The sequence below is a fragment of the Actinoplanes siamensis genome (assembly GCF_016862395.1).
GTDB lineage: Bacteria > Actinomycetota > Actinomycetes > Mycobacteriales > Micromonosporaceae > Actinoplanes > Actinoplanes siamensis.
In genome coordinates this window covers 54,925-72,977 of record NZ_BOMW01000056.1, presented here as the reverse complement: position 1 = coordinate 72,977, position 18,053 = coordinate 54,925, and the positions used below count along the sequence as shown (strand labels likewise).

The following is an 18,053-nucleotide window of genomic DNA, read 5'->3' as shown; positions in this document are numbered from 1 at the left end:
GCGCTGGGGATACTGGAGACTAACTTAACCGCCCTGGGCCGGGGTAGTAGCGGAACAACACGCGCCCGATGACATCCGCCACCCCGTAGGACCGTGAGTCGTCCCGCACGAACTCGTTGTCACCCTCCAGCCACCAGCCACCGTCCTGTTCCCGCACCGCCCGTTTAACGACGAGCAGGTCCGGTCGGGAACGGAAGCGCGCGACGACGACGTCACCGGTCCTTACCCGGGCGCCGCGCCGGGCGATCAGGGCGTCGCCGTGACGTAGTGCCGGCACCATGGACGGACCGTGCACCAATACGGCGAACAGTGGTAAGTGCCACCTCAAGGCATCAAGCCTCCGTCGCGTTATCCCCGGGATGTAAGGGGTAGTGTCAAGCCCGGATCATCGCAAACTCTATGGAGGAGTCCTGATGCGACTTCCGCGTTTCCTGATGCCGCGCACTGTGGTCAGCGCGCACTGCGACCTGCCGTGCGGCGTCTACGACCCGGCTCAGGCCCGGATCGAGGCCGAGTCGATCAAGGCCATCGCCGAGAAGTACGCGGCGAACACGGACCCCGAGTTCCGCACCCGGGCGATCCTGATCAAGGAGCAGCGCGCCGAGCTGGTCAAGCACCACCTCTGGGTGCTGTGGACCGACTACTTCAAGGGCCCGCACTTCGAGAAGTACCCGCAGCTGCACCAGCTCTTCAACGAGGCCACCAAGCTGGCCGGCGCCTCCGGCGCCAAGGGCTCGGTGGACGTCGCCGTCGCCGACCAGCTGCTCGGCAAGATCGAAGAGATCTCCAAGATCTTCTGGGAGACCAAGCAGGCCTGAGTACGACCCCGGGCCGGCGCCTCCGTGAGGATGCGCCGGCCTCTGCGGTAACTGACAGCAACCGGTTAGAGTCTCCACCGACAGGAGGAGGTGGCGCGTGACGCAGCTGACCCAGACGGAGCCGGAAGCCGGGGACGACGTCGTTCTCCTGACGGTTCCCGCCGACGGTGGATACCTCGGCGTGCTCCGGACGGCCACCGCCGGCCTCGCCGCCCGGCTGCACTTCGCCCTCGACGAGATCGAGGACCTGCGGATCGCCGTCGACGAGGCGTGCGCCATGCTGCTGGCGATCGCCATCCGCGGCGCCGAGCTGGAGTGCCGGTTCGCGGTCACCGACGACGCGCTCACCGTCGAGGTGACCGTCGCCACCGTGCGCGGGGCGCGGCTGCCCTCCGAGTCGTCCTTCGCGTGGAAGGTGCTGACCGCGCTGACCACGTCGGCCTCGGCGGAGGCCAACGGTCAGTATGCGACGATCCGCCTGCTCACCCGCCGGACGGAGTACTAGCCGCCGCCGCGATGTAGTCGAGGTGCCGCGTCGCCGTGCGGGTCGCCCCCTCGGCATCCCGGGCCACCAGGTGGTCTACCAGCTCCCGGTGGTCCGCGTCGATCCGATGCCAGTAGTCCGGCGGCAGTTCGGCGACCACCTCCTCGCCGTACGACGCCTGGTAGACCGGACGGCCGACCAGCTCGAAGAGCGGGTTGCCGGTGGCCTTGGCGATCAGCCGATGGAAGACCGAGTGCGCCCCGAGCATGGTCTCGAGGTCGTCGGCCGACGGATCGAACATCGAGCCACGCAACTCGGTGAGGTGGGCCTCCGAACGCCGGGTAGCGGCCAGCCCGGCGGCTGGCACCTCCAGCGCGCGGCGCAACTCGAGCAGGTCGGCGAGGCCGACCCCGGCCGAGTGCGCGAGCAGGGAGAACCCGGTGGAGAGGCCCTCGGCCAACTGCCCGGCATCCGGATGCGCCACGAAGCTCCCGCCGGTCACCCCACGGGTCGTGACTATCAGATGCTGGCTGGCGAGCAGGCGCAACGCCTCACGCACCGTGCTGCGGCTGACGCCGATCTTGACGCACAGCTCAGGTTCCGGCGGCAGCCTCTCGCCGGGCTGAAGTCGTCCTGACGTAATCTCCGCCCGCAACTCGTCCGCAAGCTGCTGATAGGCGGGCGGGCGCACCGTTGAGCCGGTCACTCATCCAGGTTATGCCCAAGGTGCCCACGTGGGAGCCGTTAATCGACACCCAACGCTCGACCACTTGCCGGCAGGAGCACCAGAACAGCTGTGACCGCGGCGAAAATCAGCAGCACGACGCCCAGCCAGAGCGGCCCCACCTGGACCAGAAAACCGCCCGTGGCCAGCAAGAACAGCTGGACTACGACGGCCGGGCCGCGGGCTCGGACCTTGCGCCGCCCGAGGGCGCGGGCGACCAGAAAAACCGCGCCGGCAGCCAGGGCCGCCATCACGGTGAGCGAGATCGCCACGCCGGCGTCGACTCCGCCGCTGGTCAGATCAAGGATCATCAGGTACGCCGTGAGCCCCGCGAGCCCCACGCTCTGCAGGTAGAGCGACCGGACCGCCCAGTCGAGGGACGCCGCCGCGTTCGTCACGGATTTCTCACCGGTCACTGCTGCACCATACCGACAGCCGGATCCGGATCCGCCGGGTAAGGTGCCGCCCATGCGTGCGTTGCTGGTGGTCAACCCCCGGGCGACGGCGACCACCGAGCGAAGCCGCGACGTTTTGGTCCGGGCGCTGGAGAGTGCCGCCGACCTGACCGTGCGCTACACCGAGCGGCGGGGGCACGCCACCTCACTGGCCCGGGCGGCCGCCGAGAGCGGCGTCGACGTGGTGGTCACGCTGGGCGGCGACGGCACCGTCAACGAGGCGGTGAACGGGCTGATGACCGCGCCCGGGGCACTCGCCGGGCTGGCCGGGCCGTCGGCGTACCGGTTGCCGGCCCTGGCGGTGGTCCCGGGCGGTTCCACCAACGTGTTCGCCCGCGCGCTCGGCCTGCCGCGCGGCTGGGTGGACGGGACCAGCGTGATCCTGGACGGACTGCGCGACGGACGGCACCGGGTGATCGGTCTCGGTCGCGCCGATGATCGTTACTTCACCTTCACTGGCGGACTCGGCCTGGACGCCGCGGTGATCCGCCGGGTGGAGCAGGCGCGGCTGCGCGGCCGGACGTCGACGCCGGGGCTCTACGTGCGTTCGATGGCCGGCCAGTTGCTGTCCGGGTTCGATCGGTCCGATCCGCCGATGACCATGGAGATTCCGGGCGAGGCCGGGGAGACCGGGCTGGGCACGGTGATCGTGCAGAACACCGCCCCCTGGACGTACGCGGGGGACCGGCCGGTGGACCCGAATCCGGACGCCTCGTTCGATCTCGGGCTCGACGTGTTCGCCCTGCGCGACCTGAGGATTTCCGCAACCACGAGGACCGTGACACAACTCGCGTGGCGCTCCGGCGATCCACACGGTAAACAAGTAGTTCGCCTGCACGACCTTGCCGAGTTCACCGTGGTCTCGTCCCGGCCCCAGCCGTTCCAGCTGGACGGCGACTACCTCGGGGAGCGGCAGAAGGTGCACTTCGTGTCCGTCCCGTCAGCGCTGCGTGTGATCTGCTGACTGCTGGGTACGTCTTGTCGGTCGTGCTTACGATCCGTTACAAAAACTCGGGCAAAAGGTCGGCGAAGTGGGCGGGACCGTACTACATTGATGGCAGCGTTCGTCAACCGGCTCTGGCAAGAGCAGCAGAACCGGACATAAGGGTGCGTGAGCCAGCTCACCCGCTGGAAGAAACTTCCAGCGCTACCCTTGACATCGCGGGAGTTCGTGAAAGCATTCACAAGCGATAAGAAGTAACCGGTAGCTGCTTGTGCGCGTTCCTAATCCAGAAGCGCAGAACGGGTACCAAACACAAAGGCTTGCTGACGCTCCGGTGAGTCTACGGGCACAACCCGTCGGCACTTCGGGCGCATGCATATAGGTAAACAGCACTGTTTTCATTACCCCATCCGAAACAAGGAGTTTGCCGCCATGGACTGGCGCCACGATGCGATCTGCCGCGACGAGGACCCGGAGCTGTTCTTCCCCATCGGGACGTCCGGCCCCGCGCTCCTGCAGGTCGAGCAGGCCAAGGCCGTGTGCCGGCGGTGCCCTGTGACCGAGTCTTGCCTCCAGTGGGCACTCGAGTCCGGCCAGGACGCCGGCGTTTGGGGCGGAATGAGCGAGGACGAGCGGCGCGCGGTCAAGCGTCGTGGCGGCCTTCGGGTCTCCGCTCCCACCGCCTGATTCAATCCCCCGCACAGCATTTACGCCCCGGGCCGGACGGCACCGGGGCGTCTTGCTGTTTCGGGCCACTCACTCTGCGCTTCCATTCCACTGCGCGCCAATTCGATCACGGTACGTTTGCCCGCAGTCCTGAAATGATCTCGAAATTGGGCGCTGATCGGTTTCTGTCGCGCCTCCGGCACACTCCGTTGTAGACCCTCCAATCGGGACTCCGATGGTCGCATAGCGCAGAGTGATCGTTACTTTGAGTTAAAACATCGCGGAGATCCACTCTGCCGCGCGGGAGATCCACTGCGTGGCACGGAGTTGGGCTCACCCGGGTCGATGCCCGGCCGGGGCAGTAATCAGCCGCCAGCGGCCGCTGAGCCGGCCCAGCCGCGGGGTCCGGCTGGCACTCAGGGGTGCGTCAGGGGCGGTTCAGACACCCGGACGGCAGCCGCAGGCTCAGGCGGCGGCTGGCATCCGGACGCCGGCGGCCGCTACCCGGGAACTGATCAGGCCGACGAGCTCCGGGGCATCCCCCAGGGGCGGGGCCACGAAGACCGCCCCGGCCTCGCGTGCGGAATCGGCCGCGAGATCGTAGAGCAGTCCTGGCGCCAGGAAATAACCCGATACCGCGACTTCCCGGGCGCCGGCGGCTTGCAGGGCGTGCACCGCTTCTCCGGCTCGCGGTCCGACGCCTGAGGAGTAGGACACCGTCGCCGGAACGCCGAGACGCGCGCCCAGCGCGGCGGCGGCGTGCTCGATCGTTGCGCGGGCGGTGGCGTCACGGGTTCCCGCGGCGGCCAGCACCACGGCATCGAAGCCCGCTACCGCGGAGCGTCGCTCCGCGACACGCGTCCCCGCAGGAAGCGGTTCCCCGCCACGCGCTCCGACAGCATGCGGTTCGCCGGCAGACGATCCCGCAGGAAGCGGCACCACGAGACGCGGGCCCGGGAGGCGCCGCACGAGCGCCTCCAGCAGCAACCGCGGCATCCGCAGCCGTGCCGGACCGACCCGCCCGGCCTGCCCCGGCGCCGCCCCGGCATGCCCAGGACCGGCCGAGCCCGCCCCGACGGGACCGGAACCCGGCGTGGCAAGTCCCGAGGCCACCGGCCGGGGACCCAGAACCTCGGCCAGGGACACCTCGACCGGCAGATCGGCCGCGGCGGCCACGACCGCGGGCAGATCCACCCGTCCGTGGTACGCCTCGGTCAGCAGCAACGGCACCAGCACCGCCCGGCGCGCGCCGAGCGCCTCCAGCACCTCCAGCGGGCGCGGGCCGGCATGATCCAGATAAGCGGCGCGGACCAGCCATTCGGGGCGGGCCCGGCGCACCGCCCGGGCCAGCGCCTCGGTGGACTCGGCCGCCCTCGGGTCGCGGCTGCCGTGCGCCACGAGAACCACGGCCGGCCGCGACGCCTGCGACAGCGGACCTGGCGTGAGCGGAGCCGGAGAGGCCGGAGTCAGACGTGCAGACCGCATTCGGTCTTCTCGAACATCGCCCACCGGCCGGCCCGCGGGTCCTCCCCGGCCTTCGTCCGCCGGGTGCACGGCCAGCAGCCGATCGACCCGTACCCCTTCTTGAACAGCTCGTTCACCGGCACGTTCCACCGGCTGATGTAGCGGTCCACGTCGGCCTGCGTCCAGGCCGCGATCGGGTTGACCTTGACCTTGCCCTTCTTCGCGTCGAAGGCGACGACCGGCGTGTTGGCGCGGGTCGGCGACTCGTCGCGGCGCAGGCCGGTGGCCCAGGCGTCGTAGTCGGCCAGGGCCCGCTCCAGCGGCTCCACCTTGCGCATGAAGCAGCACTCGTCCGGGTTACGGGCGAACAGCCGCGGACCGTACTCCCCGTCCTGCTGGCCGACCGTCATCCGCGGGCGGATCGAGCGCACGTTCACGTTCATCGTGCGGGCGACCGTGTCGCGGATCTTCAGGGTCTCCGGGAAGTGCAGACCGGTGTCGAGGAAGACCACGTCCACCCCGGGCGCGACACGGGAGAAGAGGTGCGCGACCACGGCGTCGGCCATCGAACTGGTGACACAGAACCGCTCGCCGAAGGCGCCCGTCGCCCACGCGGCGATCTCCTCGGCCGAGCTGCCCTCGAGGTCGCGGGCGGCCGCGAGGGCCAGCTCCCGCAGCTCCTCGGGGCCGCGCCGAGCGGGGTCGGCGGGGGCGCTGGGCGCGCCCAGGTTGATCAGGCCCAGGCCGGTGGCGTTGAGGATGCTCATTTGGTAGCTCCCTTGGACAACAACCCGATGAACTTGACCGAAAAGACGCGGGCGCAGGAGTGGCACTCCCAGGCGCCGTGCGAGGACTCGTTGGGGCGGAGGTCCTCTTCACCGCAGTAGGGGCAGTAGAGCGGGGCGGACCGGGCGTCGCTCACTTCAGGAGCCCCTCGTCCGCGCGCATCACCCAGTTGGCGAACGTCTCGCCGTCGGAACGACCGGCCAGGTAGTTGCGGGCGACACGTTCCACGTACTCCGGAAGCTCCTCGGCAGTGGCCTTCAGGCCGCGCAGCTTGCGGCCGAAGCCGGCGGTCTCCCCCTTGGCCATGCCGAGCGCGCCGCCGAGGTGGATCTGGAAACCCTCCACCTGCTCGCCGTGCGAGTTCATCACCAACTGGCCCTTGAGCCCGATGTCGGCGACCTGGGTGCGGGCGCACGCGTTCGGGCAGCCGTTGAGGTGCACCGAGATGTCCGCGTCGAAGTCCTTCAGCCGCTCCTCGAGCCGGGCGACGAGCTCCTCGCCGCGCGCCTTGGTCTCGACGATGGCCAGCTTGCAGAACTCGATGCCGGTGCAGGCCATGGTGCCGCGCCGCCAGCTGGAGGGACGGGCTTCCAACCCGATCTCCCGGAGATCGGTGATCAGTGATTCGACGCGGTCGTCGGCGATGTCGAGGACGAGCAGTTTCTGGTACGCCGTGAGCCGCACCCGGTCCGACCCGTGCCGCTCGGCGATCTCCGCCAGGCGGCTCAGCTGCGTGCCGGACGAGCGGCCGACCACCGGCGCGGCGCCGACGTAGTTCTTCCCGTCGCGCTGCTTGTGCACGCCGATGTGGTCGATCGGCTTCTCCGGCAGGTCCGGCGCCGGCCCGTCGACCAGCGCGCGGCCCAGGTACTCCTTCTCCAGGACCTCGCGGAACTTCTCCACGCCCCAGTCGGCCAGCAGGAACTTCAGGCGGGCGCGGTGCCGCAGCCGGCGGTAGCCGTAGTCCCGGAAGATGCTTACCACACCGGCCCAGACCTCGGGGATCTCGGCCAGCGGCACCCAGATGCCGAGGCGCTCGGCCAGCCGCGGGTTGGTGGACAGGCCGCCGCCGACCCAGAGGTCGAAGCCGGGGCCGTGATCGGGGTGCACCACGCCGACGAACGAGACGTCGTTCACCTGGTACGGCCCGTCGGCCAGCCAGGAGATCTGCGTCTTGAACTTGCGCGGCAGGTTCGAGTACGCCGGGTCGCCGATGTACCGCTCGACGATCTCGTCGATGGCCGGTGTCCCGTCGATCACCTCGTCGACCGAGATGCCGGCGACCGGGCTGCCCAGCACGACGCGCGGGCAGTCGCCGCACGCCTCGGTGGTCTGCAGGCCGACCGCCTCCAGCCGGCGCCAGATCTCCGGCACGTCCTCGATGCGCACCCAGTGCAGCTGGATGTTCTGCCGGTCGGTGATGTCGGCGCTGTCCCGGGCGAACTCGGTGGAGATCTGGGCGATGGTGCGCAGCTGGGCCAGGTTCAGCGCGCCGCCGTCGATGCGCACGCGGAGCATGAAGTACTCGTCCTCGAGCTCCTCCGGCTCCAGCACCGCGGTGCGGCCGCCGTCGATCCCGGCCTTGCGCTGCGTGTAGAGCCCCCACCAGCGGAACCGGCCGCGCAGGTCGGCCGGGTCGATCGACGAGAAGCCGCCGTGGGCGTAGATGTTCTCGATGCGGGTCCGGACGTTGAGCGGGTTGTCGTCCTTCTTGCTGCGCTCGTTCGGGTTGAGCGGCTCGCGGTGTCCGAGCGCCCACTGACCCTCGCCGCGCGCCTTACGGGGGCGTGCGGTCGGCGTCGCGGGAGTGTTGCTGGGCGCCATGGCGGCGTTCCTCCGGGTTTCGTGGGCACCGGAGGACAATCGCGGCCATCGAGAGGCTCCGCGACATCAGCGTCGGGGAGGGGCCGGCTTGTCATCCGCGCCCGAATCTCTTTGGGGCGGCGTCAGGAAGCCGGACACATCGCGCTGAAGACACGCCCGTAGTCGACGTGGCGGCGGGCCACGAAGCGGCGGTCGATTGCAGCGGTCATGCCGGTAAGCCTCTCACGCAATCCGAATGTGGGCCAGTGAGGTCCAGAATCCGGGAGTGTGGTCCACGGCACTTGGCGGAGTTCTCCTACCACCGTTACGAATCCGTTACAGCGCAGGTGGGAGACACCCGACCATCGATGTTGATCAACCCGTCCACCGCCCGGCCCGAGCCACCCCGGCCGGCGCCGAGAGGCGCCCCGGCAGCCCGGAGAGAGCCCCAAAAACCAGCCGGGCCTGATCTTCGGTCCGGGGCGCCGGCGTCAGCGCTTGCCGAGCGGGACGACCAGCACCGCCTCGGTCCCGCCGCCGGCCCGGTTGCGCAGTTCGATGCTGCCGCGCAGTTCGCCGGTGGCCAGCGCGCGGACGATCTGCAGGCCGAGACGGCCACCGGCGTCCGGGCGGAACCCCTCCGGCAGCCCCTGCCCGTTGTCGGCCACCGTGACGTGCAGCTGCTTGCGGAACCGATGCGCGGACACGACCACCTCCGCGGACGGCGCCGCGGGCATCGCCGGCCCGCCCGGCGTCAGGGACACCGGCGGCGGCGCGGGCGCCTCGTCGTCGTCCGCCTCGGGGAAGCCGTGCTCGACCGCGTTGATCAGCAGCTCGTTCAGCACCATCACCAGCGACGTGGCGATCTCCGCGGGCAGTATGCCGAACGTCCCCTCGCGCCGCATGCGCACCGCGAAGCCGGTGGAGGCCACCTCGGTCGCGGCCGTGGCCACCCGGTCCACGATCCCGTCGAACTCCACCGCCTCGTCGCTGGACATCGAGAGCGTCTCGTGGACCAGCGCGATCGAGGCCACCCGGCGCACCGACTCCTCCAGCGCCATCCGGGCCTCCGGCGCGTCCACCCGGCGGGCCTGCAGGCGCAGCAGAGCGGCCACGGTCTGCAGGTTGTTCTTCACCCGGTGGTGGATCTCCCGGATGGTGGCGTCCTTGGTCATCAGCGCGCGGTCCCGGCGGCGCACCTCGGTCACGTCGCGGACCAGCACCAGCGCGCCGATCGGGACGCCGGCCGGCAGCAGCGGCAGCGAGCGGGTCAGGACGGTGGCGCCCCGGGCCTCGAACTCCATCCGGGGCGGGAACTCGCCGCGCAGCGCTGACCGGATCCGCTCGGCGACGTCGTTGCCCTCCAGCGGGTCGGCGGCCAGCCGGCTGGAGAGACCGGCCAGCTCCTCGCCGACCAGGTGCGCGCTGAAGCCGAGCCGCCGGTACGCCGACTGCGCGTTCGGGCTGGCGTAGGTGACCTTGCCGGAGGCGTCCAGCCGGATCAGGCCGTCGCCGACCCGGGGGGCCGAGGTGGTCATCTCCCCGGGCTGCCGGACCGGCGGGAACGTGCCGTCGGCGACCATCTGGGCCAGGTCGTCGGCGGTGGTCAGGTAGTTCAGCTCCAGCTGGCTGGGGGTGCGGGCGGTGCTCAGGTTGGTGTCGCGGCCGATCACCGCGATCACCTCGCTGTAGCCCTCCTCGTGGTCGTGCTCGTCGCGGCGCCGCACCGGGATCGCCTCGTGGCGGGCCGGGGTGTCGCCGTACCACACCGGGTCGCCCTCCCGCCAGATCCGCTCCTGGGTGAAGGCCACGTCCAGGTGTGCCACCTCGGGACCGCCGAAGATCTTGCCGACCTGGTCGTCCTGGTAGGCGGTGGGCGCCGTGGTCGGGCGTACCTGCGCCACGCAGAGGAACTGGCGCGGCTGCTCCCCCTTGACCGGCACCCAGAGGAGCAGATCGGCGAAGGAGAGATCGGAGAGCAGCTGCCAGTCACCGGCGAGGCGGTGCAGGCGGTCGATGTCGGCGGAACCGAGGCTGGTGTGTTCCTCGACGAGATCGCGCAGGGTGGACACGGGTCCAAGCCTGCCACGGGTATGTTTCGCCTAGAGAGTGCTGGTCACCTTCTTCAGGCCGCGCGGGGCGTCCGGGTCCTCGCCGCGGGCCAGCGCCAGCGCGAGCGCGAGCTTCTGCAGCGGCAGGATGTCCAGCAGCGGGCTGTGCCGCTCGTCCACGGCGGGCACGGCCAGCCTGCCCCGCGGGCCGACGGTCAGCACGTCGGCCTTGCGCTCGCCGAGCCGGGTGAGCACGTCCTCCATCGACCTGCCGCCGGGGCCGTCCCCCACCACCGCGATCACCGGCACGTCGACGTCCGTCATCGCGAGCGGACCGTGCAGCAGGTCGGCGCCGGAGAACGCGAGCGTCGGCACGTACGACGTCTCCATCAGCTTGAGCGCGGCCTCTCGGGCGGTGGGATACGCATACCCCCGGCCGGTCGTCACCATGTGCGGCGCGAACCGGTAGCGCTGCGCCACCTCCTCGGCGTTCCGGTCGGCCAGCGCGGTGGCGGCCAGCCGCGGCAGCTCGGCCAGCGCGGCCCGTTCCGCCTCGGGCAGCCGCCCGCCGCCGGCCCGGATGCCCTCGACCAGCAGCAGCAACGCGAGCAGCTCGGCGGTGTACGACTTGGTCGCGGCGACCGCCCGCTCGTGCCCGGCCGCCACGTCCACCGACAGCTCGGCGGCCCGGGCCAGCGGCGACTCCGGGTTGTTGGTGACCGCGAGGGTGAGCGCGCCGTTCTCCCGAGCCGCGGAGAGCACCCCGGTCAGGTCGGGCGAGCCGCCGCTCTGGCTGACCCCGACGACCAGTGAGCCGGTGAAATCGGGGCGGGCGCCGTAGAGGGTGATGGCGCTCGGCGAGGCGCTGGCCACCGGCAGACCCAGGCGGATCTCGGTGAGGTAGGCGCCGTAGAGCGCGGCGTGGTCGGAGGTGCCGCGGCCGACGAAGACCACGTTGCGCGGCCGGCGGGCCGCCACCTCCGCCGCGACCTCGGCGATCGCTGTCGCGTGCGGGCCCTCCAGGAGGCGGGCGAAACCCTCCGGTTGTTCCGCGATGTCCGCTGCCATCCCGTGGCCTCGCTCCGTCACGTCATCCTCCCCAGATGAGCAGTTCTCGCGCGATCGATGCGCAGTCTTGCAAGAAATAGCTTAGTACGTCAATCTTTCGCGCACTACTGCGCAAACGCGCGGACTGACAGATCGCGCCGCTGCCCGTACTGTCTTCACTCGTGGATGCCCATCCCCAGGTCCGGCACGACCTCACCCTCGCCCGCGCCGCTCTCGACCGCGGCGAGATGGACCAGGCCGCCCGCCACCTGGCCGGGGCGCTGCACCACGCACCCACCCTGCCGGAGATCCACGAGTTGCTCAGCCGATTGGCGGCGCGCGCGGACGACGCCCTCGACCTGTTCCCGCTGGAGCCCTACGCCCCGGCCGGCCGGGTGGCGGCGCACGCGCACCTGCTCGCCGCGGCCGGTCGCCCGGAGGACGGGCTGCCGCTGCTCGCCGCGGCCAGCGGCCACACGCCCGGCGTCGACTGGGCCGGCGTGCCGTGGGTCAGCGACCCGGTGCTCGGCGCGCGGATCGACCCGGACACGCTGGCGCGCACGGTGATGCGGCTCTGCACCGCGGTAGGCGATCCGGCGCCGAGATCGGCCGCCACCCCGCTGCGCCCCTACCTGACAGTGGTCCGGCACACCGTGGCCGCGCACGGCGAGCACGCCATGCTGCTCGGCGCCGGGTCCGCGCTGGCCCGCCGGCTCGGCGAGCCGCGCCTGGCGATCGACTGGGCGGTGCGGGGCCAGCGGTCACGCCCGTCCAAGCTGGGCGAGATCTGGCTGGGGTACGCGTACCGCAGCGCCGGCCGGATCCCGGAGGCGCTGGCCGCGCTGCGCCGCGCGGTCATGTACGACCCGGACGACCTCTCGGTCTACGCCGACGTCGCGGCCACCCTCGCCGACCTGGGCCGGCTCCAGGAGGCGCTGCGCTGGACCGACCGGGCGCTGGAACGCGACCCGCGGTACGACTGCGTGGTGCACACCGCCCATCGGCTGCGGTTCCGGGCCGACGGCGACGTGGCGCACCTGGTCGGGCTCGCCGACTTCGTCCGGGACCACCCGGATGACACCCACGAGCACACCGACCTGGACGAGTGCTGCCGGGACGCGGCCTGGCTGAGCGGGCTGCCGGCCGGGTTGTCCCGGCTGCCGGCCAGCCGGCCGACGGTGAACGCGGAGCCGTCCGCGGACGCGGTGGACCGGCTGCTGCGGGTAGCCTCGGCGGACTGGCCGCACCCGCCGGCGGCCTACGACCGCGCGCTCGGCCTGGTGCTGGTCGAGCCGTGGGAGCTGCTGGCGCTGCTGGGCCACCCGACGGTGACCGGCGCCGGGCGCCCCGGCGGCGCGGAGGTCTGGGCCTGCCTGGGTCTGCTGCACCACGGCTCGGAGGAGCCGTGGCTGGACTCCGGCCGGCGCAAGCTGCTGCTGGGACTCCTCGACGGCGACATCGACCGGGTCACCCAGGCGGCGCTGTTCGCGCTGATCACCTACGCCTGGGTGGACCCCGGGGCGCGGGCGGACGTGGCGGCCGTGGTGGCCGGGCGGTTCGCCGAGGTGGCCGGCGGGCCGCACGTCCGGGCGGTCGCCGAGCTGGCGCTGGTCACGCCGGAGCTGGACCGGTCCACCCGGGAGCTGGCCGCGGCCACCGTCCGGGTGCCGGTCGTCCCTCGCCAGCGCGGCCGGTCCTACCTGCTGCGCTGGCTCCGGAAGTGAGCGTCAGTCGATGACGGCGATCAGGTCGCCTTCCTGAACGACGTCGCCCTCGTTCACGGCCAGCTCGCCGACCGTGCCGCCAGCCTCGGCCAGCACCGGGATCTCCATCTTCATGGACTCCAGGATCACCAGCGTGTCGCCCTCCGCGACGGTGTCGCCGACGCCGGCCACGACTTTCCACACGTTGGCCACCATCTCGGCCCGGATCTCCTCGGACATGCTTTGATCGCCCTCCTGTCACTCCCTCGTAGGGAAGACCATCAAAACACGGATCATGCGCGGGCGAGTCCCGGCCCACGGGACGCGCCGACTACGATCGGCGGCTGAGCAGAAGCGTGCGAAAGGAGGCCCTCATGGCCAAGAAGGCTCGGAAGAAGAAGGCCCGGAAGAAGAGCGGCGCGAACCACGGCAAGCGCCCCAACAGCTGAATTTCGCCGAGCTTCGCTCGGCGGGCACTTCGCCCTTCGCGCTGGTGCCGAGGGCTCCGAGAACGACCACGGCTACGCCCAGCCGTTTTCGGCGCCCTCGGCACCAGCGGGCGAAGTGCGCTGTGGTCGCGGTGAAACACACACGAGGACCCCGGCAGCTCGTGCTGCCGGGGTCCTCGCGCGAGTGGTCAGGGCAGGTATTCCCGGGTCTCGACCTGGATCTCCAGCTGGTCCAGTTTGTAGCGGAGCCGCTCACGCAGCTCGGACGGCGCCCGCTCGTCCCCGCAGCAGCGGCCGACCAGCGCCTTCACCTCGTGTTCGATGCCGAACTCCCGCAGGCAGCCGGAGCACTCGTCCAGGTGCTTCTGGATCAGGTGGCGGCGATCCTCGCTGCACTCGAGATCGAGGTAGAGGTAGACCTCGTCGAGCACCACGCTGCAGTCGGTCTCGTGTTCCTCGTTGTCCGGGCTCGACATCTGGTCACGCCTCCTGCGGCTCGGACGCGGTCCTGGTGATGCCGCGCTCGGCGGCGTACCCCTCGAGCAGATTGCGCAGGTTGCGCCGCCCGCGGTGCAGGCGGGACATGACGGTGCCGATGGGCGTGCCCATGATGTCGGCGATCTCCTTGTACGAGAAACCCTCGACATCGGCGAGGTAGACGGCCAACCGGAAGTCCTCCGGCAGGGACTGCAGCGCTTGCTTGATGTCACTGTCCGGCAGGCGGTCGAGCGCCTCGGTCTCCGCGGAGCGCAGACCCGACGAGGTGTGCGACTCGCTGGAGGCCAGCTGCCAGTCCGTGATCTCCTCGGTCGGCGCCTGGACGGGCTGCCGCTGCTTGCGCCGGTAGGAGTTGATGTAGGTGTTCGTCAGGATCCGGTACAGCCAGGCCTTGAGGTTGGTGCCCGCCTCGAACTGGTGGAACGCGGAGTACGCCTTGAGGAACGTCTCCTGCACCAGGTCCTCGGCGTCGGCCGGGTTACGGGTCATCCGCAGGCCGGCAGCGTACAACTGATCCACGAACGGCAGCGCGTCGCGCTCGAAGCGTTGCCGACGCTCGTCGGTCCGCTCTTTCTGGGCCACCCTGGACTCCCCCCTCGACCGCCCCGCCGAGGATACGGGTAGTGCCCCCGTCACGCTCTCGAAAACCGGTGTGCTCACGCTCACCGGCGTGGCAGGGGCCGCCGGCTCCACGGCGGGCCACGCCGGGGAGTCCAGGAGCTCCCGGACCCGGGTCTTCTCCCGGCGCTCGTGCTCCAAAGCACGCACTACAGACACCCCTTCCAAGGAAAACCATCCGGGGATCACAACGCCGTGGGCGTGCTCAGAATTCCGCCGTCCAGCCATGTCGCCGGAGCCAGTCGATCACGAGCGCGGCGGTGCCCGGCGGGTCCTTCTTCAGATCGTGCACGGCGCCGGGCCGGACGATCACCTCGACGGCGCCGCCGGCCTCGGGCACGCCGAACGGGTCCCGGTCGCCGTTGAGCACCAGCGTCGGGATCTGAGCCGGCAGCTCGGCCGCCCGGGTCTTCTCCGGCCGGCCCGGCGGGTGCAGCGGGAAGGCCAGGGCCAGCACACCCGCGGCGCCGAGGTGGGGGGCGGTCCGCGACGCGACGCGCGCTCCGCTGGACCGCCCGCCGAGGATCAGGGGCCGATCGGGTACGGCCTCGGCGCGCACGACGGCGGTCCACGCCTCGTCGAGCTGCCCGGCCGGGGCCGGCGCCCGCCGCCCGGCCACCCGGTAGGGCTGGGTCACCAGCACCACCCGCACCCCGGCGGCCACCGCGGCGTCGTGCACCGCGACCAGGTCCGGCGCGTCCACGCCGCCACCGGCCCCGTGGCCCAGGAACAACTGACCTCGCGAGGGCCCGGCCGGGTCGGTCACCCGGACCCGGGCCGGCCCGCGCGGGGTCTCGACGATTTTCTCGGAGCTGGTCACAGGCTCCGTTTCTATCAGCGGCTCACCGGCTCCAGCGCCAGGAAGCGGCGGTCCTCCTCGTCCGTGGTGTCGTCCTCGACCGGCCCGCCGTCCGGCCGGACGCGCTCGCGCCAGGCCACCAGCATGGCCCGCCGTTCGCGTGGCGTGGTGCCGCCCCAGACGCCGTGACAGTCGCCCACCTGCAGCGCCCAGGCCAGACATGGGCCCTGCACCGGGCACGTGCCGCAGAGGGCGACAGCGCTTGCCGACGGCTCGTTCGGTGCCGGGAAGAACGTCTCCGGGTCGACGGTCCGGCAAGCTCCCCGGGTCCGCCAGGCCTCGTCCGTCCGGCGTCCCGCAATCGCGTCGAGCAGCCGCGGGTCGCGTCGCGCGATGGCCACCTCGTGCGGACGCGGCATGCGTGCTCGTGTCATCAGCCCACCTCCCCCGTGGGACCGGAACTGCTGTGGCGGCCGCTCCGCACCTTGCGGACCGGCACCACTCCGGCGCTGGTTTGTACCGCACCGTACAAGATCAGAACAAGGGGTTGATCTATCTTGAAACAAAGTTGTCGATGCCGAATCCGCGCATACTCCGACAAAGACCATCGTTGATCTTCCGGAGTTCAGAAAAGTGTTACCTCGGCCGGCGGGCTCAGCAACTCCGGCCCGTTGTTGCGCACATTGCCGACCGCGGGCCCCACCGGACGCACCTCGATCGCGTCCAATTCCGCGACGCTCATCGGGCGCAGCAACGGCTCCGGGTCGCCCCCGCCGGCGAGCCATCCGGCCCACCGGTCCGGCGGCAGGATCAACGGCATCCGCTCGTGCACCCGGGCCAGCCCGCCGAGCGCCGCGGTGGTGATCACACCACAGGTCAGCACGGACTCCGGGCCCCAGGCCGACCAGATCCCGGCGAACGCCAGCGGGGAGCCGTCCGCCGAGGTCATGTAGTACGCCTGTTTCTGCTTGCCGGCGCGGACCCACTCGTACCAGCCGTCCGCGGGGACCAGGCACCGGCGGCGGGCGAAGGACGGCGCGAAGGCCCGGGACGCGGCGACCGTCTCGGCCCGCGCGTTGATCATCCGGGAGCCCTGGCGCAGGTCGGCGGCCCACGGCGGGACCAGGCCCCAGCGCGCGGAGTCCAGCACCCGGGCGGCGTGCGTGGCCGACTCGCGGATCAGCGGGACCGGATTGGTGGGCGCGACGTTCCAGCTCGGCGACAGTTCCCCGGTCACGTCGGCCGCTTCGAAGAACTGGCTGAGATCCGCGTTGCTCCGCGTGGTCGCGTACCGCCCGCACATGGGGAGCAGCGTACGCCAACGGAAACTGTGGCAGGGGGCACAAAACACCGAGGAAAAGCCGGTGCCGGAAGGCGCCCGGCTCCGGAATCCGCTGCGCATGTCCCGGGAGCCGGGAATGCGCCGCGGAAATGCCGGCACGCACCGGCAGAATGGCGGCCATGGCTGCTGAACTCCGTCCCTGGCTCGCCCCGTCCGCCACCGGCCCGGTCACCACCACCGTGCGGCTGCCCGGCTCCAAGTCGATGACCGCCCGGGCCCTGATTCTGGCCGCGCTGGCCGACGGGTCCTCGGTGATCGAGGCGCCGCTCGAGGCGCGGGACACCACGCTGATGTCGGCCGGCCTGCGCGCGCTCGGCGTCGCCGTGGACACCTCGGCCGGCGACCGCTGGCTGGTCGAGCCCGGCCCGCTGCGCGGCCCGGCCCGGGTGGACGTCGGCCTGGCCGGCACCATCATGCGCTTCCTGCCGCCGGTCGCCGGGCTGGCCGAGGGCACCGTCGAGTTCGACGGCGACCCGCACGCCCGCAAGCGCCCGATGGGGCCGATCCTGGACGCGCTGCGCTCGCTCGGGGTGCGCGTGGAGGCGTCGCCGACCGGCGGGCTGCCGCTCACCGTGCACGGCGCCGGCCAGGTCGAGGGCGGCGAGGCGGTGGTCGACGCGTCCGGCTCCAGCCAGTTCGTCTCCGGCCTGCTGCTCTCCGCGGCCCGGTTCAGCAAGGGCCTGACGCTGCGGCACGCGGGCCCGCCGGTGCCGTCCGCCCCGCACCTGCGGATGACCACGCACATGCTGCGCGCGGCCGGCGCGGTGGTCGACGAGAGCGTGCCGGACGTCTGGGTGGTCGAGCCCGGCCCGCTGCGCGGCCGCACCTGGACCATCGAGCCGGACCTCTCCGGCGCGCTGCCGTTCTTCGCCGCCGCGATGGTCACCGGCGGCGCGGTCACCCTGGCCGGCTGGCCGGCCGCGAGCTGGCAGCCGGTCGAGCGGCTGGCCGAGCTGCTCACCGCGTTCGGCGCCGAGGTGACCCGCCCGGCCGGCGGCCTCACCGTGCGCGGCACCGGGACGCTGCGCGGGGTCACCGCCGACCTGTCCGAGGTGAGCGAGATGACACCGGTGCTGGCAGCGCTCGCGGCGCTCGCCGACGGGCCGTCCGAGCTGCGCGGGGTCGAGCACATCCGCGGCCACGAGACGGACCGGATCGCCGCGCTCGCCGCCGAGCTGACCAAGCTCGGCGCCGGGGTCACCGAGTTCCGGGACGGGCTGCGGATCGAGCCGCGGCCGCTGCGCGGGGCCTCCTTCGAGACGTACGCGGACCACCGGATGGCGCACGCCGCCGCGGTGGTCGGACTCTCCGTCCCGGGCGTCCGGCTCACCGACGTAGGTTGTACGTCGAAGACGTTGCCCGAGTTCCCGGAACTCTGGGCGGGACTCGCGGCAAGGAGCTGA

At 71.5% G+C, this 18,053-nt stretch carries 21 protein-coding genes; 7 read left to right on the top strand and 14 right to left on the bottom strand.

Going from position 1 to position 18,053, the window contains the following annotated elements; all coding sequences use genetic code 11:
- Positions 1-19: 19 nt before the first annotated feature.
- The gene (locus Asi03nite_RS27230; RefSeq protein ID WP_275409500.1) at positions 20-328 is read right to left on the bottom strand and encodes a S26 family signal peptidase; all 309 of its coding nucleotides are present in this window, start codon (positions 326-328) and stop codon (positions 20-22) included.
- 85 nt (positions 329-413) lie between these two features.
- On the opposite strand from Asi03nite_RS27230, the gene sodN reads away from it, so the two are divergent.
- On the top strand, positions 414-818 hold the full coding sequence (sodN, locus tag Asi03nite_RS27225; protein WP_203683313.1) for a superoxide dismutase, Ni: 405 nt from the start codon (positions 414-416) through the stop codon (positions 816-818).
- 97 nt (positions 819-915) lie between these two features.
- The gene (locus Asi03nite_RS27220) at positions 916-1,323 is read left to right on the top strand and encodes an ATP-binding protein (protein ID WP_373872172.1); all 408 of its coding nucleotides are present in this window, start codon (positions 916-918) and stop codon (positions 1,321-1,323) included.
- On the opposite strand, the gene Asi03nite_RS27215 is transcribed toward Asi03nite_RS27220, so the two are convergent.
- Together Asi03nite_RS27215 and Asi03nite_RS27210 are read right to left on the bottom strand one after the other, a co-directional pair.
- Positions 1,301-2,008: a FadR/GntR family transcriptional regulator gene (locus Asi03nite_RS27215; RefSeq protein WP_203683312.1), complete on the bottom strand. Its 708-nt coding sequence runs from the start codon at positions 2,006-2,008 to the stop codon at positions 1,301-1,303. The genes Asi03nite_RS27220 and Asi03nite_RS27215 overlap by 23 nt on opposite strands.
- A 38-nt stretch (positions 2,009-2,046) precedes the next feature.
- Positions 2,047-2,424: a hypothetical protein gene (locus tag Asi03nite_RS27210; protein WP_203683311.1), complete on the bottom strand. Its 378-nt coding sequence runs from the start codon at positions 2,422-2,424 to the stop codon at positions 2,047-2,049.
- 70 nt (positions 2,425-2,494) lie between these two features.
- Between Asi03nite_RS27210 and Asi03nite_RS27205 the strand changes: the two genes are divergently transcribed.
- Positions 2,495-3,445, top strand: a complete 951-nt coding sequence (locus tag Asi03nite_RS27205; protein WP_203683310.1) for a diacylglycerol/lipid kinase family protein — start codon at positions 2,495-2,497, stop codon at positions 3,443-3,445.
- A 411-nt stretch (positions 3,446-3,856) separates the two neighbouring features.
- On the top strand, positions 3,857-4,111 hold the full coding sequence (locus tag Asi03nite_RS27200) for a WhiB family transcriptional regulator (protein ID WP_067697263.1): 255 nt from the start codon (positions 3,857-3,859) through the stop codon (positions 4,109-4,111).
- A 444-nt stretch (positions 4,112-4,555) separates the two neighbouring features.
- Here Asi03nite_RS27200 and Asi03nite_RS27195 read toward each other — a convergent pair whose 3' ends face one another.
- The 5 genes from Asi03nite_RS27195 to Asi03nite_RS27175 all read right to left on the bottom strand — a co-directional run bounded on the left by Asi03nite_RS27195 (position 4,556) and on the right by Asi03nite_RS27175 (position 11,262).
- On the bottom strand, positions 4,556-5,488 hold the full coding sequence (locus Asi03nite_RS27195) for a sirohydrochlorin chelatase (RefSeq protein ID WP_239102962.1): 933 nt from the start codon (positions 5,486-5,488) through the stop codon (positions 4,556-4,558).
- A gap of 68 nt (positions 5,489-5,556) precedes the next feature.
- Positions 5,557-6,321: a phosphoadenylyl-sulfate reductase gene (locus Asi03nite_RS27190; RefSeq protein ID WP_203683308.1), complete on the bottom strand. Its 765-nt coding sequence runs from the start codon at positions 6,319-6,321 to the stop codon at positions 5,557-5,559.
- Positions 6,322-6,472: 151 nt separating this feature from the next.
- Positions 6,473-8,164, bottom strand: coding sequence for a nitrite/sulfite reductase (locus tag Asi03nite_RS27185; RefSeq protein WP_203683307.1), 1,692 nt, complete (start codon positions 8,162-8,164; stop codon positions 6,473-6,475).
- Between the two features lie 470 nt (positions 8,165-8,634).
- Entirely contained in the window at positions 8,635-10,215 is a 1,581-nt protein-coding gene (locus Asi03nite_RS27180) for a sensor histidine kinase (RefSeq protein WP_203683306.1), read from the bottom strand.
- A 30-nt stretch (positions 10,216-10,245) separates the two neighbouring features.
- Positions 10,246-11,262 (bottom strand): SIS domain-containing protein, encoded by a 1,017-nt coding sequence (locus Asi03nite_RS27175; RefSeq protein WP_203683331.1) that lies wholly within the window; start codon positions 11,260-11,262, stop codon positions 10,246-10,248.
- A gap of 161 nt (positions 11,263-11,423) precedes the next feature.
- Here Asi03nite_RS27175 and Asi03nite_RS27170 point away from each other — a divergent pair, with 161 nt between their 5' ends.
- Positions 11,424-12,965: a tetratricopeptide repeat protein gene (locus Asi03nite_RS27170; RefSeq protein WP_203683305.1), complete on the top strand. Its 1,542-nt coding sequence runs from the start codon at positions 11,424-11,426 to the stop codon at positions 12,963-12,965.
- Positions 12,966-12,968: 3 nt separating this feature from the next.
- Here the strand turns inward: Asi03nite_RS27170 and Asi03nite_RS27165 are convergent, their stop codons facing one another.
- Positions 12,969-13,184 (bottom strand): biotin/lipoyl-binding carrier protein, encoded by a 216-nt coding sequence (locus Asi03nite_RS27165; RefSeq protein WP_203683304.1) that lies wholly within the window; start codon positions 13,182-13,184, stop codon positions 12,969-12,971.
- Positions 13,185-13,318: 134 nt separating this feature from the next.
- Between Asi03nite_RS27165 and Asi03nite_RS38970 the strand changes: the two genes are divergently transcribed.
- A complete protein-coding gene (locus Asi03nite_RS38970) occupies positions 13,319-13,393 on the top strand; it encodes a 50S ribosomal protein bL37 (protein ID WP_369700219.1) in 75 nt (24 codons plus the stop codon).
- Positions 13,394-13,581: 188 nt separating this feature from the next.
- Here the strand turns inward: Asi03nite_RS38970 and rsrA are convergent, their stop codons facing one another.
- The 5 genes from rsrA to Asi03nite_RS27140 form a co-directional block, all read right to left on the bottom strand.
- A complete protein-coding gene (gene rsrA, locus Asi03nite_RS27160; protein WP_203683303.1) occupies positions 13,582-13,869 on the bottom strand; it encodes a mycothiol system anti-sigma-R factor in 288 nt (95 codons plus the stop codon).
- Positions 13,870-13,873: 4 nt separating this feature from the next.
- Positions 13,874-14,737, bottom strand: coding sequence for a sigma-70 family RNA polymerase sigma factor (locus Asi03nite_RS27155; RefSeq protein ID WP_373872171.1), 864 nt, complete (start codon positions 14,735-14,737; stop codon positions 13,874-13,876).
- On the bottom strand, positions 14,715-15,329 hold the full coding sequence (locus Asi03nite_RS27150) for an alpha/beta hydrolase family protein (protein ID WP_203683301.1): 615 nt from the start codon (positions 15,327-15,329) through the stop codon (positions 14,715-14,717). Before Asi03nite_RS27150 ends, Asi03nite_RS27155 begins: the two co-directional genes overlap by 23 nt.
- Positions 15,330-15,343: 14 nt before the next feature.
- Positions 15,344-15,742 (bottom strand): WhiB family transcriptional regulator, encoded by a 399-nt coding sequence (locus Asi03nite_RS27145; RefSeq protein WP_203683300.1) that lies wholly within the window; start codon positions 15,740-15,742, stop codon positions 15,344-15,346.
- 191 nt (positions 15,743-15,933) lie between these two features.
- On the bottom strand, positions 15,934-16,611 hold the full coding sequence (locus Asi03nite_RS27140; RefSeq protein ID WP_203683299.1) for an SOS response-associated peptidase: 678 nt from the start codon (positions 16,609-16,611) through the stop codon (positions 15,934-15,936).
- A 149-nt stretch (positions 16,612-16,760) separates the two neighbouring features.
- Here Asi03nite_RS27140 and aroA point away from each other — a divergent pair, with 149 nt between their 5' ends.
- Positions 16,761-18,053, top strand: coding sequence for a 3-phosphoshikimate 1-carboxyvinyltransferase (gene aroA, locus Asi03nite_RS27135; protein WP_203683298.1), 1,293 nt, complete (start codon positions 16,761-16,763; stop codon positions 18,051-18,053).

What these genes read in the sequence shown, in the direction of transcription:
- sodN (WP_203683313.1), top strand. Translation starts at nt 414, where the DNA reads ATGCGACTTCCGCGTTTCCTGATGCCGCGCACTGTGGTCAGCGCGCAC.
- Asi03nite_RS27205 (WP_203683310.1), top strand. Translation starts at nt 2,495, where the DNA reads ATGCGTGCGTTGCTGGTGGTCAACCCCCGGGCGACGGCGACCACCGAG.
- Asi03nite_RS27200 (WP_067697263.1), top strand. Translation starts at nt 3,857, where the DNA reads ATGGACTGGCGCCACGATGCGATCTGCCGCGACGAGGACCCGGAGCTG.
- Asi03nite_RS27190 (WP_203683308.1), bottom strand. Translation starts at nt 6,321, where the DNA reads ATGAGCATCCTCAACGCCACCGGCCTGGGCCTGATCAACCTGGGCGCG.
- Asi03nite_RS27185 (WP_203683307.1), bottom strand. Translation starts at nt 8,164, where the DNA reads ATGGCGCCCAGCAACACTCCCGCGACGCCGACCGCACGCCCCCGTAAG.
- Asi03nite_RS27175 (WP_203683331.1), bottom strand. Translation starts at nt 11,262, where the DNA reads ATGGCAGCGGACATCGCGGAACAACCGGAGGGTTTCGCCCGCCTCCTG.
- Asi03nite_RS27165 (WP_203683304.1), bottom strand. Translation starts at nt 13,184, where the DNA reads ATGTCCGAGGAGATCCGGGCCGAGATGGTGGCCAACGTGTGGAAAGTC.
- rsrA (WP_203683303.1), bottom strand. Translation starts at nt 13,869, where the DNA reads ATGTCGAGCCCGGACAACGAGGAACACGAGACCGACTGCAGCGTGGTG.
- Asi03nite_RS27155 (WP_373872171.1), bottom strand. Translation starts at nt 14,737, where the DNA reads ATGGCTGGACGGCGGAATTCTGAGCACGCCCACGGCGTTGTGATCCCC.
- Asi03nite_RS27145 (WP_203683300.1), bottom strand. Translation starts at nt 15,742, where the DNA reads ATGACACGAGCACGCATGCCGCGTCCGCACGAGGTGGCCATCGCGCGA.
- Asi03nite_RS27140 (WP_203683299.1), bottom strand. Translation starts at nt 16,611, where the DNA reads ATGTGCGGGCGGTACGCGACCACGCGGAGCAACGCGGATCTCAGCCAG.
- aroA (WP_203683298.1), top strand. Translation starts at nt 16,761, where the DNA reads ATGGCGGCCATGGCTGCTGAACTCCGTCCCTGGCTCGCCCCGTCCGCC.